Below are 13,512 nucleotides of genomic sequence, written 5' to 3'. Positions count from 1 at the left end.
CAGGTCCTCTTCTTATCGATAAAAAACAACCGGCCCGGCCGGGTCAAGTTGTTTTTTATGGATAAAGTTCATGCTAAAAAGGACAAGGTATTGTTCCCAAGGAAAATCCGATGAGAACCGACACCGTCTACAAGAAGGCCTTCAATCGAGCTGCGAATATGTTGCGCGACGGGCAACTGGCCGGTGAACTTCCTTCCGAAAATGAGCTTAGACGGCGAATGTGCGTCAGCCGCACAACCGTCAGAAAGGTTTTGCGGGAACTGGTTCACCGCGAACTTATCACCGAACGCCACGGCCTCAGGTCGACGGGCCGCCCGGTCAGCGACAACGACTACTATCCGGACGCCGAAACCACGCCTCGCGCCAAGCATGTCGAACAGCAATTCATGGAGTGGATGCTGCGGGGTGACACCAGGCCCGGCACCAGCATCAATGAGCTCGAGCTTGCGCGCCAATTCGGCGTCGCGACCAACGGAATTCGCGAATTCTTGATCCGCTTCAGCCGGTTTGGGCTGATCGAGAAAAGGCCGAATACAGGCTGGCTTTTCAAGGGTTTCACCGAAGACTTTGCACTTGAGCTCTTCGAGATCCGGGTGATGTTCGAACTGCGTTCGGCACACCTGTTTTCACTGCAGCCGGACCGTTCCCCGCTATGGTCGAAACTCGCCGCGCTCAAGATGGCGCATGCCGACCTGCTGGAGCGAATTGAAAGCCGTTTTCACGACTTCTCCGGCCTGGACAACCGGTTTCACCGGCTCATAAACGAGGCATCTCCGAACCGCTTCATCGACGATTTCTACGACATCATCACGTTCATTTTTCACTATCACTATCAATGGAACAAGCAGGACGAAAAGCAGCGCAACCTTGCCGCGATCCACGAACACATCGCCTATATCGATGCGCTTGAGAGCCGCAACTCCACTCGGATTGAAGTGGCCTGCCGAGCGCATCTGGCTTCAGCAAGGAAAACACTGATGCGTTCGCTTACCCGATTTGATGAAACGAGCATCAATGCATAGCGAAAGACTTTCGCAACCGACGCACCCCCGTTTGAGATGCGTCGGAGCAAAGGTCTACGCGTGGCGGATTTCGGTTCCCAGCACCTTCAGGCATTCGCGGATGAACGCAGCAAGCGCCGTCCAACCTTTTGCCGAAACCATCGTCCCGTCCACATATGCCTCCGTCGGAGACAGGTCGATATAGGTGCCGCCCGCAAGCGTCACCTCCGGCTCGCATGCCGCCAGTGCGCCGACCTTCTTGCCACGCACGACGCCATCTACCGCGATCAGGATCTGCACGCCGTGGCAAATCGTGAAAATCGGCTTCCTGCTTTCGTGGAAGTGGCGCACCATCGTCTGGACGCGCTTGTCCGTGCGAATGTATTCGGGCCCACGACCGCCAGCGCAGTAAACAGCGTGGTATTGCTCCAGCTGCTTCTCGGCGTCGGAGAAGGTCTTGTTGATCAGTGCATAGTGGCCGAGCTTTTCGGTGTAGGTCTGATCGCCCTCGAAATCGTGCAGCGATGTTTTGATCAGGTCTCCGGCGCTTTTGTCTGGGCACACGACGTGAACGGTGTGGCCCACCGCTTCCATAGCCTGCTGGTAGACGAAGATTTCGTATTCCTCGGTGAATTCACCGGTCAGCATCAGGATCTTTTTGCCTGGCATGGTACTTCCTTTCCTGTGAGAACGGGGCCGGGCGAGACCTGTACTCGCCCGGTAAGCTTGAGTTTCTAGAAGGGTGAATCGGGGAAGTAGTCTTCGTTGGCACTGGGCTGCGTGATGATCGTCGATGGCGGGTACGGGGACATCGGGACAGTCTCAGTCGAACGCCAACAACAAACGGTCGCGGGAATGCTCGATATGGCGACGCATCGCCTGCTCGGCAGCAGCAGGATCGGCCGCAGCGAAAGCGGCCAGAATGGCCTCATGCTCGTCAAGCGCCTCCTCGGTGACGCGCGAATGGAACATCAGGCGAAATATGTGGAAGTGGGTATGCTGGTGAGCCAGTGTCTCGCGCACGAGTTCGTTGTTGGCGAATTCCATGACCTTGTCATGGAAAATGGCATCCTGGCGGGCGAAGTTGGAATACCGCAGGCGCTCGTCCTTGCCCTCATGGCGCGCCATGACGCCGGCGGATTTCTGAAGTTGTGCGAGCTTTACCTCATCCATGAGCACCGCTGCCTTTGCTGCACCATGAGGCTCTAGCAGCAGGCGAAGCTCGTAGAGTTCGTCGAACCGCCGTTTCGTGATCTGCGGCGCAGCGCGGTAACCGATCAGATGCGTCTTCAGCACCAGGCCTTCGCCCTCGAGCCGGCCGAGCGCCTCGCGGATCGGCGTGTGGGAGACGTTGAATTCCTTGACCAGGCTGTCGACCGTGATGCGCGAGCCCGGCGCAATCTTCAGCGACATGAGTTGCGCAAAAATCGCTTCGTAGACGTCCTCAACCAGGCTGCTGGAGCGCTGGATACGCCCGCCGCCGAGGTTCGTATCGTCTGCATTGAGTAAGTTAATGGCCTGCATGTTTTGCCTCTTGACACATTGAGTTGCTAACACGATGCTCGGGCCAATGCAATCCTATATCCTATACGATTTTATAGAGGATATCATTTGGCGCCGTTACGAGACGAAACAATGGCGTTAGCGGTGGCCCTGCGGGAGCAGCGTGCCGCGCCCGCAGCCTTTCCAGACATCATCACAGGATGCAGGTCATGAGCCTTTTCGCTGCCATAAGGCTGCCGCGCGAAATCCTCTTCGGGAAGGGCCAACGCCACGTCATTCCGGTTGTCGCGGCCAGGCTCGGGCGTCGCGCGCTCGTCTGCACCGATGAACGTTTTGCCGCAACGGGCCCGTTCGCGGAGATTGTCGCGGCGCTGCGAGCCGCCGCGATAGATGTGCTGGTGCATGACCGAGTACTACCCGACGTTCCCCGAGACACGGTTGCCGTCTGCGTCGAGGAGGCGCGGAAGTTCGCTCCCGACATGGTGATCGGCATTGGCGGCGGCAGTTGTCTCGACATGGCCAAATGCGCCGCGTTGCTCATCAGCCACGGCGGTCAGCTCCAGGATTACTACGGCGAGTTCAAGGTGCCCGGTCCAACGCTGCCGTTGATCGCGGTGCCGACGACAGCCGGAACCGGCTCTGAAGTGACCCCGGTTGCCGTGATCTCGGATCCGGATCGCACACTGAAGGTCGGCATCTCCAGCCCTTATCTGATCGCGGCCGCAGCCATATGCGACCCTGAACTGACGATGACATGCCCGCCGCGATTGACGGCGATCGCAGGCGCCGATGCGCTGACGCATGCAATCGAGGCCTTCACCGCCGCCAGGCGCGGAACCGATCCCGGCCTTCCGCAGAAACATGTCTTTATCGGCAAAACCGTCTTGACCGATCATTTCGCCCTGCTGGCGATCAAGCTGCTTGGCCGAAGCCTCGAAACGGCATACCGCCGGCCCTCTGACGAGGACGCCCGGGCCGACGTGATGATGGGCGCACTTGCAGCCGGCTGCGCGTTCGGAACGGCCGGCACGGCGGCAGCGCACGCCGTACAATACCCGGTCGGCGCGATAACCCACACCGCTCACGGATTGGGTGTCGCCACCATGTTGCCGTATGTCATGAAGTACAACAGAACAGCCGCAGCGACCGAGATGGCCGAGATCGCCGGCGCGCTCTGTCTCGATGGAAAGGGCCGGACGCCCGACGAGTTGGCCGACGCGACCATTGGCGAGGTCAGTCGCCTGTTTGGGGCAATCGGGATCACCCCCTCGTTGGCCGAGCTAGGGCTGCCCGCCGACAAGCTCGATTGGACGGCGGAACAAGCGATCGGTATCGAGCGCCTCATCAAGAACAATCCGCGGCCATTCGATTTGAGGTCCATGCGACGCCTGATCCAGGCCGCCTTTGATGGCGACCTCGCCAGCTGCGCGGTGTAAACAATCGGGAATATCGAGATGAACACGTTTTCACAGGTTCTGTCGGATGATCAGGGCGTCAGCGACTTCCACACAATTTCGCACGGGCTCTATATTGACGGCCAATGGCGGCGGTCCGCGGATGGCAAGGTAATTCCGGTTATCGATCCCTCGACGGAAGCCATCATCGCTGCCGTACCCGATGCGACCTTGGAGGACGCGGCCGCCGCCGTTGCCGCCGCTGCCCAGGCAGCTCATGGCTGGCGGACAACGTCGCCGCGAAAGCGCTCCGAGATCCTCCGACGCTGCTTTGAACTGATGACGGAACGATCGGAAGCGCTGGCTACTCTCATCGCATTGGAAAATGGCAAGGCCCTGCGGGATGCCCGAGGCGAGATCGCTTACGCCGCGGAGTTTTTCCGTTGGAATGCCGAGGAGGCGGTTCGCATTACCGGTGAATTCGGTACTGCGCCTTCCGGCACCAACCGCATCGTGGTCGACTACGAACCGATCGGCATCTGCGTCCTGATCACGCCCTGGAATTTTCCTGCCGCAATGGCGACGCGCAAGATCGCGCCGGCACTTGCCGCTGGATGTACGGTGATCCTGAAGCCGGCCAGTGAGACCCCGCTTACCGCCTACGCGCTGGCCGCGCTCTACCAGGACGCAGGCGTTCCACCGGGGGTGGTCAACGTCCTGACAACCTCCAGTCCCGGGTCTTTGACAGCCGCCATGCTGGCCGATCCGCGGGTGCGCAAACTCTCCTTCACCGGTTCGACGGGTGTGGGTCGCGCTCTGCTGGCAGAAGCTGCCAGGCATGTCGTTTCGTGTTCCATGGAGCTCGGAGGCAATGCCCCTTTTGTCGTGTTCGACGACGCCGATCTCGAAGCGGCGCTCGATGGCGCAATGGTGGCCAAGATGCGCAACGCTGGCGAGGCCTGCACCGCCGCGAACCGCCTCTACGTGCAATCCGGCATCTACGAAGCCTTCTCGGATGGCCTCGAGAAGCGGATGTCGTCGCTCAAAGTCGGCCCCGGCACTGATCCGGACACGGAATGCGGGCCAATGATTACGAAACAGGCGGTCGAGAAGATAGACCGCCTTGTCACCGACGCGGTCGAACGCGGCGCGCGGGTCATGTGCGGCGGCTCAGTCCTGGCCGGACGTGGCTTCTTCTACCCCCCTACAGTGCTTCGCGACGTGCCAGGCGAGGCAAAGATGGCGCATGAGGAGATATTCGGGCCGGTGGCGCCAATCTCCAGCTTCGAAACCGAGGCCGAGGTCATCGCGCGCGCCAATGACACTGAATATGGGCTTGCTGCCTACATCTACACGCGCGATCTGGCGCGCGGGATGCGGGTGGCCTCCCGGATCGAGGCCGGGATGATTGCTCTCAACCGCGGGCTGATGTCCGATCCGGCAGCCCCCTTCGGCGGCGTCAAGCAGAGCGGGCTCGGCCGCGAGGGAGGGCAGCATCACGGCGTTGCGGAATTCATGGAGGCGAAATACCTCGCCATCAGCATGTGAGCAGACGAAATGCAAGGCGACCCCTTTCGTATACGCGACCACGTCGCGGATTTTGACGAAATCGTGCAGGACTTCGTTGATCGCAGCGACGCCGCCCGCGCCACTATTGCGATGACCGCTGACGTGGCCTACGGACCGGATCCGACCGAAACCATGGACCTGTTCTTTCCCGCGTGCAAAAGAACGGCCCTGCCAGTGCACATCTTTGCCCATGGCGGCTACTGGAGAATGTTCTCCAAGCGCGATTATTCATATATGGCGACGACGATTACCCAGGCCGGGGCCATTGCCGTCATCCTTGATTACGCTCTGATGCCCAAGGTCCGAATGGCGACGATCGTCGACCAGGTGCGCCGCGCCAAGCAGTGGGTCCTGGCCAACGTCGCCGATCATGGTGGAAACCCGATGGCCCTGACTGTCAGTGGTCATTCGGCAGGAGCACATCTTGCAACGTTTCTGTTCGAGGGAGAGCATACCCCCTCGAATGTGAGGGCAGCCCTTCTGTTGAGCGGGCTCTATGATTTGAAGCCGCTCCAGGATTCCTTTCTCGCCAACGAGATTGGAATCACCGACGAGGAAGTCGCCATGTTCACACCTCTCGCTTATCGGCATGATCCTCGAACCAAGACGGCGGTTCTGGTCGGAGCCAACGAGACGCCACCCTTCCATCAGCAAGCCGATCGATTCAAAGCAAGCTTGCTGCGGCAGGGATCGTTGGTAACGTCGCATGTGCTCTCGAACCGCAACCACATGGACAGTGTCAGAGATCTTGGCGTGCCGGGGACTGAGGCTGCCGATTGCCTGGCAAAACTGATCGCCACGGCCTGCTGACTACCCTGCCGAGATGCCGGTCAACGCAGGTTGACGGCAAGCGGTCCGCACTCGCTCCAGATGAGTTTCGGGGCGAGATCGCGGAACCCTGCGCCACTGCGTCCAGCCGCTTGATATCCAACCCTAAATGTCGATGCGCTGTCCGCTATCCGGATCGAACAGGTTGACGCTCGCTGGATCCACGGCAAGACATATTGGCTCTTTGCGCCGGCCGGCAAACCTCGGCGGCAGGCGCGCGATGATCGCGTGCTCGCCGACCTGCACCGTCACCATAGTTTCAGGCCCGGTGGGCTCTACCACATCGATCTCCCCCATGATCGAAGCTCGATTGTGCGGAACGGTCCTCAGCTCTTCAGGCCGTATGCCCAGCACCACCGCTCGCTCAGAGTCCACCGGCCGGTTCCGCGTCGGCAACACGATCGATACTCCGCTCGCTTGAAACCGGACACCCTCCGAATCCGGGACCAGTCGTCCGGCAAGGAAGTTCATTGCCGGAGATCCGATGAAACTTGCCACGAACATATTGGCGGGCCGTTCATAGATGGTGCGCGGGTCGTCCAATTGCTGGATGTAGCCGCCTTTCATGACGGCCACCTTGTGCCCAGCGTCATCGCCTCGATCTGATCATGCGTGACATAGACGATGCTCGTGCCGAGACGCTCGTGCAGGCGCTTGATCTCCGTGCGCATTTCCACGCGAAGCTTGGCATCGAGATTGGACAACGGCTCGTCGAAGAGGAACAGCTCCGGGTCACGCACGATCGCGCGGCCCATCGCAACGCGTTGTCGCTGTCCGCCCGAAAGGTTGGCGGGGCGTCGGTCGAGCAGATGCGAGATTTGCAACATTCGCGCGGCATCTTCCACGGCGCGCTTGCGCTGGTCGGCGCCCACGCTACGCATTTCCAATCCGAAGCCGATATTCCTCGCGACCGACATGGTGGGATAAAGCGCGTAGGATTGGAACACCATCGCGATATTGCGGTCCTTGGGTGCAAGGTCGAGGACCGAGCGTCCCCCGATCAGGATGTCACCGCCGGAGGTGTCGTCGAGGCCGGCAATGATGTTGAGCAAGGTCGACTTGCCGCATCCGGACGGCCCGAGCAGAACCAGAAAGCCTCCGTCCTCGAGCTCGATGTCGACTCCGTGAAGAACCTGTACCGAGCCATAGGACTTGCGCACGTCCCTGATGGAAAGTGTCGCCATGCGACTACTCCTAACCTTTGATGGCGCCTGCGGTCAGCCCCTGGACCATGGTTCGCTGGACGATCGCGAAGAGCACGATGACCGGGATGATGCTGAGAATGCCGCCTGCCGCCAGAACGCCCCAGGGAAGCTGGAACTCTCCGACCATTAGTTGCAGGCCCACGGGCCAGGTGCGGGACCCCTGCCCGGTCGTGAGCATCAGGGCGAACAGGAACTCGTTCCAGGCCGCGATAGCAATGAACACCGAACTTGCGACCAGGCCATTCCGCGCAAGGGGCATGACGATACGGACCATGGCGCCAAGCCTTGTCGAGCCGTCGATGCGTGCGGCGCTCTCGAGTTCCTTAGGTGCGGAATCGAAGAACCCCTTGAGCATCCATACGAACAGCGGCAGCAGGAAGCTCGTATAGGCAAGCGCTAGGCCGAAACGGCTGTCCACGAGCCCCACACCGCGCATAACGACGTAAAGGGGAATGATTATCATGACTGCCGGGAACATGCGAACGACAAGATAGCCGAGCATGAGCTGATCCCGGCCTCGAAACGCGAAGCGAGAGAATGCATAGGCGGCAAGCGTGCCCGTGACGACGCAGACCGTCACCGTCAGGAAGGTAACGACGAGGCTGTTGCCTATAAGCCGCGGGAAACCTGACTGCGTCCAGATGGCGACATAATTGTCGAAGGTAACGCGGCTCGGAAGGTACTGCATCGTCTGGGTGACAATGTCGGCCTCATATTTGAGGGATGTCAGGAACATCCAGATCATCGGACCGATGCAGAACACCGTCAGGCTTGCGAGCACGATGTAGGTGGCGATGTTCGCGATCATCCGCCGCTGACGCTTACTTTCAATCATCGCCCTGTCCTTCGGTAATCCTGGAGATGCGGATGTAGCCGGCCGCGAAGATCATCAGGGTCACGAACATCACCACCGACAGGGCGGATGCGTAGCCGAAATTGAATTCCTTGTAGGCGGTCTGAAAGGCATACAACGACAGCACCTGCGTGGCATCTCCCGGTCCGCCGCCAGTGAGAATGAGGAGCAGATCGGGCGAATTGACCAGACCGATGACGCGCAGGATCACCGCCGCCGCGATGACAGTCTTGAGCATGGGCAAAGTGATCAACCTGAGCTGCGCCGCCAGGCCCGCGCCGTCGACCGCCGCTGCCTTATAGAGATCCTCGGGAATACCTTTCAGGCCCGCGAGCAGCAGCAGCGCGAAGAATGGAAACCCATGCCAGGCCTCGACGAGAATGGTCGCCGCAAGGGCAGTGTTGGGATCAGCAAACCACGCCTTGTAGGACTGCAGGACGCCTATCCGGACAAGAAGATCGTTGATCACTCCGAGCCGCGGATCGAGCAGCAAGGCCCACATATGGCCCGCCACGACGTTGGGCAGGAAATAGGGAAGCAGGATGAGCACGGCGAAGATTTTCGTGCCTGGCAAATCCCTATTGAGAGCTGTCGCGGCGAGAAGACCAAGCGACAGTTCCAGCGCGACCGCGGCAGCAACCCACACGACTGTGTTCTTCAATGCGATCCAGAAGACCGGGTCTGACCACATCGCCACATAATGTTTGACGCCCACCCAGCCATCCAACCCGGGACGCGTCAGACGCATCTCGCGAAAGCTGATGGCCATGCCGTAAAGCGTTGGATAGGCGATCACGAGAAGGATAAGGGCGAGGCTGGGAAGGAGCAGCAAATACATCCAGTATCGGGTCTCGGACAGTTCGCCGAGAGCCCGCCAAGGCAGATGTCTGCTCGAGGTTGTTGTCATGAATCTGCGATGCGAAAGCACCGTCCCGTTGCGTTCTGAGTACGGCTGCAGGCGCGGGGATCAGCGGAGCGCCGCCTCCAGGCCCTGGATCATGCGGTCCACCGCCTGTTCCGGCGTCGACTGACCTGTCAGCACCGACTGGAAAGCGGGATTGACGACATTTTCGGACCAGCCCGCGGCGCCGATGAAATTGTTCGGCAGGCGTCCGAACTTGAGCGTTTCCGTCGCCGCACTATAGATCGGATTGCCGGTTATCCGCTGATCCTGCAGCGCAGCGGCGGAAGCCGGAAAATAGCCGGTCCCCTCGAGCAGGGCCAAGGCAGCGTCTGTTTGGCCCCAGAAACTCACCCACCGCCAGGCAGCCTCGATATTGTCTTCCTTCATGACGCCGTTGCCGGCGTACGCGACGCGAGCGACATGCGCCTTCGGACCGGCCGGCATAGGCGCGGTCGAGAATTGTTCGCCCTGCTTCATCGCACTCGAGATTTCGTTCAGCGAACCGGTATGATGCCACACCATCGCAGTCTGCCCGGTGCGGAAGGCCTCCATGATCTGACGGTAGCTGTCGTGGGGCGCGCTCGGCGGCACGACCTTTTCCTTCAGGAAGAGATCGGAATAGAACGTTATCGCCTTGATCGCGGCGGCCTTGTCGATGGCCGGCTGCCCGTCCTTGACGATCGGCGAGCCGAACGCCTCCATGACATCGATGACATATTTGAAACCGCCGGCGCCGGCGCGCATGCCGAAGGCATACCTGCCCTTCGAAGGATTGGTCAGCTTGCGGCATGCCTGCAGGAATTCGTCGAAATTTCGCGGTGGCCCCGCCAGCCCAGCTTCCTCGAAATAGTCTGCGCGGTAGTACATCCAGTCAACGAAGGCGAAGGCGGGAACCGCATAGATTGCGCCATTGCTGGAAAGCCCGGTCCAGCGGTTGTCGGGAAAGTTCGCCTTGCCCGCCCACCCATTCACGTGCTCGGTAAGGTCGATCAATCCCTCCATCGCGGTAAGATCGGCGAAGAGCTCGGCGATCACCATGGCGGTATCGGGGCGCCCGCCGGCCAGCACGGCCGATGAAACCTTGGCCATATATTCCGAGTTCGGGATGTTCTCCTGGGTTACCGCCACATCTGCATTCGCCGCCTGAAACAACCCGATGATCTTGAGCAAGCTGGCCATTTCCGACTGACTGGTGAAGTGGTGCCAGTAACTGATGGCACTCGCGGCACGGGCACCACCAATGCGCCCTGCCATCGCGAGAGCCGCCGAACCCACTAGAAACTGCCTCTTGTTCAACTCCATGCGACGTCCTCCAAAATATCAGATCAGCAGACTGATCGATCAGTTGGAGTGTTGGGTAACATCATTTCCCAAGCCGTGCAACCGCGCGGGAGAGGCAAATGGCAAACGACGACGTGTCAGACCAGACCAAGGTTCCGCTGCATGGCCGCCTGGAAATGGGACTGCAGCTTTGCTTCGGCAGCGTCGGCATTTCTGGTGCTGCAAGCCTCAAGGATGTCGAGGTGCTCCTTGAGCGTCCGGATCATGATCGGCGAGGTGAGTTTGCTGTCCAGCCGCAACAGGCGCAGATAATTGTGCATGCGCCGATAGGTGCTGTCGATCAAGGGATTGCGCAGCGCGCCGATGATTGCGCCATGCAGTTCTCCCTCAAGCGCATCCATCTCCTCCAGTTGCTCCTCTCCCACACCCTCCCGTTCGATGCGCCGGACCAGCCGGGAGTGCCGCATTTCCAAGGCATTCATGATGGCTTCATCGCCCTGCTCGGCAAAGACGCGAATTGCCGAGCGCTCGATGATGGCGCGGAATTGGTAGGTGGCGCGCGTGAGCTCCATTCCAGGTTTTATGAACTGGATTCCGGAGCGTGGATGGATGGTGAGAATTCCTTCCGCTTCAAGCTTGCGCAGAGCGTCACGAAGCGGGGCGACGGGCACGTCAACGATCGCGGACAGTTCGCTCTGCGAAACGAATGCCCCGACCGGAACGCGCCTGTCGAACAAGCGTTCCAGAATTCTTTCGTAGGCAACATCGCTCATTCGGGTGGCCGCCACCAGGGTATGAGAGATGGCTTTTGCTTTGCCCGCCACTTGCGGCACCTCCGTTGATTCGGTACTGAGACATCTAGACTGATAGATCAGCTTCTTACACTAAACGATCAGAAAGCCCCTGTGATGAGCCTTTCGCATTTTCGTATAACCCGATTTCAGTTCGCCCGCGACCGGGTAATCGGGGACAGTCAGGTTCGAGCCGACGATGTAAACGTCGCCGCGCTGGAACTCGTTTCGAAAAGTGGTGAGGTGGGACTTGGCTTCATCCAGACGCTCTTCAATCCCCTGCCCGACCAGATCGAGATTGAGACCGTTTTCGAAAACGAGGTTTGGCCGGCCCTGAAAGGACACAAGGCGATCGCCCTGATTCATCGCGTGAACCGCCCGCGCGGCGGCAATCAGCGGCCGTACTCCCTGCCTTTTCATGAAGCGGTTCAGGTGGCGCTTTGGGACCTTGCGGCAAAGGAAGCTGGCCTGCCCCTTCACGTGCTGCTCGGCAGTCGTCGCAACCGTGTGAAAGCCTACGCCAGTGGCCTTGATTTTCACCTCGACGATGATGCTTTCGTTTCCTTGTTTTCCCACGCGGCATCGCTTGGCTATTCCGCTTTCAAGATCAAGGTCGGCCACCCGGATTTCGGTCGCGATCTGCGGCGCCTGGAGCTGTTGAAATCCTGTGTGCCGGCAGGCTCGGAAATCATGATCGACCCGAACGAGGCATGGTCTTCGAAGGAAGCGCTAATGAAATTGGTGGCGATCCACGATGCCGGTCACGATCTTCTCTGGGTCGAGGATCCAATCCTGCGTCATGACCACGAAGGATTGAGAATGCTCAGGCAGGCAATAACATGGACTCAGATCAACAGCGGCGAGTATCTGGATTTTCAAGGCAAACGGCTTCTTCTGGAAGCCCACGCAGCCGACATCCTGAATGTCCACGGTCAAGTCACCGATGTTATGCGCATCGGTTGGCTGGCCGCCGAGCTCGGCATCCCGGTCAGCATCGGCAACACCTTTCTGGAGATCGGCGTGCACATGGCGGTCGCGCTTCCTGAAGTCGAATGGCTGGAATATTCGTTTCAGAACTTCGATCATCTGGTGGAGCAGCCCATCGAAATCCGCGACGGCTACGCCTATGCGCCCGATCGACCTGGCCATGGATTGGTACTGTCCGAAAAAGCGCGCAGCGAATGGATGAGACCAAGGCGCCTGATACGCTCGGAGCTGGGTACCGTGCCAGAAAATGCACGCCTCCCTACCAAGTGAGTGACCGGGCCAGCTTGGGAGTTGGCGATGCATGGCGCAATTCACGGCCTGCACTGTTTTTTGGGAGAGCGTCTTCCAAGCGGCACTTCGCCGCCCACGTACCTCCTCTGCGGGAGCAACCGTGGCGAAGCCGCCATAAGCTCTGCCGCCCGCCACGAGGTAGCCGATGCGCTAACTCGGGTTCTCGGGGCGGTTTGCTTTGCGCCACTCCTCGTACTCCCCGCGGGCATCGTCATGCAGCGGATAGTAGCGTTGCAACGGCCCGCCCTCCATGAGCTTCGCTCGCGAAAACTCCTCCCAATCGTGATGCTTCCGTGATTCTTCGATCACCTTCGGGGCCATCACGACGGGAAGCACCACCACGCCGTCGTCGTCGGCGACGATGATGTCGCCGGGGATCACCGTGACACCGCCGCAGGCAATCGGGACGTTGACGGCATTGGGATAGATGCTGGTCTGCACATGATAGTTTGGCGTCCAGCCGCGCAGCCATAGGGGCAAATCGAGCTTTTCGACATTGGGCCGGTCGCGCATGCACCCGTCGATGACGATACCCGCCCCGCCCCTGCCCTTGAAATACGTCGACATCATATCGCCGAAGACGCCCGAGCTCATGTCGCCGCGCGCGTCGACCACGACGACATCGCCCTCCTGCGCGTGATAGAGCACGTGCCGGTGCAGTTGCGTCTCCGGATCGGCATATTCTCCCTCGGTGAAGAGGTCCGGCCGCTGCGGCAGAAACTGCAGCGTCAGCGCCGGCCCGACGATCGACTTCCCGTGGTTTTGCGCCACCGGACCGACCATGTGCGGATTGCGGAAGCCCATGTGGCCAAGCGTGCCGGCAACCGTCGCGGCGCCGATCTCCCTGAGTGCGTCGATCAGGTCTTTAGGCGGCCGCATGATGTCGGAAGTATGCGTCATTGTGG

The 13,512-nt window shown here is 60.0% G+C and carries 12 protein-coding genes and 1 pseudogene; 5 read left to right on the top strand and 8 right to left on the bottom strand.

What is annotated here, in order from left to right; all coding sequences use genetic code 11:
* Positions 1–110: 110 nt before the first annotated feature.
* Positions 111–1,022: a GntR family transcriptional regulator gene (locus NKI79_RS24650; RefSeq protein ID WP_352480346.1), complete on the top strand. Its 912-nt coding sequence runs from the start codon at positions 111–113 to the stop codon at positions 1,020–1,022.
* Between the two features lie 54 nt (positions 1,023–1,076).
* Here the strand turns inward: NKI79_RS24650 and NKI79_RS24645 are convergent, their stop codons facing one another.
* Positions 1,077–1,670, bottom strand: a complete 594-nt coding sequence (locus NKI79_RS24645; RefSeq protein WP_352805234.1) for a DJ-1/PfpI family protein — start codon at positions 1,668–1,670, stop codon at positions 1,077–1,079.
* Positions 1,671–1,823: 153 nt separating this feature from the next.
* Positions 1,824–2,525, bottom strand: coding sequence for a GntR family transcriptional regulator (locus NKI79_RS24640; protein ID WP_352739437.1), 702 nt, complete (start codon positions 2,523–2,525; stop codon positions 1,824–1,826).
* A 188-nt stretch (positions 2,526–2,713) separates the two neighbouring features.
* Between NKI79_RS24640 and NKI79_RS24635 the strand changes: the two genes are divergently transcribed.
* Genes NKI79_RS24635 through NKI79_RS24625 form a run of 3 tightly spaced genes read left to right on the top strand, consistent with a single transcriptional unit; the run spans position 2,714 to position 6,277 of the window.
* Positions 2,714–3,940: an iron-containing alcohol dehydrogenase gene (locus tag NKI79_RS24635; protein ID WP_352805233.1), complete on the top strand. Its 1,227-nt coding sequence runs from the start codon at positions 2,714–2,716 to the stop codon at positions 3,938–3,940.
* A gap of 18 nt (positions 3,941–3,958) precedes the next feature.
* On the top strand, positions 3,959–5,446 hold the full coding sequence (locus tag NKI79_RS24630) for an NAD-dependent succinate-semialdehyde dehydrogenase (RefSeq protein ID WP_352805232.1): 1,488 nt from the start codon (positions 3,959–3,961) through the stop codon (positions 5,444–5,446).
* A gap of 9 nt (positions 5,447–5,455) precedes the next feature.
* Entirely contained in the window at positions 5,456–6,277 is an 822-nt protein-coding gene (locus tag NKI79_RS24625) for an alpha/beta hydrolase (RefSeq protein WP_352805229.1), read from the top strand.
* A gap of 123 nt (positions 6,278–6,400) precedes the next feature.
* Here NKI79_RS24625 and NKI79_RS24620 read toward each other — a convergent pair.
* The 5 genes and pseudogenes from NKI79_RS24620 to NKI79_RS24600 form a co-directional block, all read right to left on the bottom strand.
* Positions 6,401–7,479, bottom strand: a pseudogene (locus NKI79_RS24620) (ABC transporter ATP-binding protein).
* Positions 7,480–7,489: 10 nt separating this feature from the next.
* Positions 7,490–8,335 carry a carbohydrate ABC transporter permease gene (locus tag NKI79_RS24615; RefSeq protein WP_352805226.1) on the bottom strand — a complete coding sequence of 282 codons (846 nt, stop codon included), beginning with the start codon at positions 8,333–8,335 and terminating at the stop codon, positions 7,490–7,492.
* On the bottom strand, positions 8,328–9,191 hold the full coding sequence (locus NKI79_RS24610) for a carbohydrate ABC transporter permease (RefSeq protein WP_352805224.1): 864 nt from the start codon (positions 9,189–9,191) through the stop codon (positions 8,328–8,330). Before NKI79_RS24610 ends, NKI79_RS24615 begins: the two co-directional genes overlap by 8 nt.
* A gap of 129 nt (positions 9,192–9,320) precedes the next feature.
* Entirely contained in the window at positions 9,321–10,559 is a 1,239-nt protein-coding gene (locus tag NKI79_RS24605) for an extracellular solute-binding protein (protein ID WP_352805221.1), read from the bottom strand.
* 116 nt (positions 10,560–10,675) lie between these two features.
* Positions 10,676–11,311, bottom strand: coding sequence for a GntR family transcriptional regulator (locus NKI79_RS24600; protein ID WP_352805322.1), 636 nt, complete (start codon positions 11,309–11,311; stop codon positions 10,676–10,678).
* Positions 11,312–11,446: 135 nt separating this feature from the next.
* Between NKI79_RS24600 and NKI79_RS24595 the strand changes: the two genes are divergently transcribed.
* On the top strand, positions 11,447–12,586 hold the full coding sequence (locus NKI79_RS24595; RefSeq protein ID WP_352805219.1) for a mandelate racemase/muconate lactonizing enzyme family protein: 1,140 nt from the start codon (positions 11,447–11,449) through the stop codon (positions 12,584–12,586).
* 171 nt (positions 12,587–12,757) lie between these two features.
* Here the strand turns inward: NKI79_RS24595 and NKI79_RS24590 are convergent, their stop codons facing one another.
* Entirely contained in the window at positions 12,758–13,507 is a 750-nt protein-coding gene (locus NKI79_RS24590) for a ribonuclease activity regulator RraA (RefSeq protein ID WP_352480356.1), read from the bottom strand.
* Positions 13,508–13,512: the final 5 nt, after the last annotated feature.

It is taken from the genome of Mesorhizobium sp. M0340 (assembly GCF_040321535.1).
In the GTDB taxonomy this organism is placed as follows: Bacteria; Pseudomonadota; Alphaproteobacteria; order Rhizobiales; family Rhizobiaceae; genus Mesorhizobium.
Note: the sequence above shows the minus strand (reverse complement) of the source record. Positions and strands in the feature narration are given on the sequence as shown.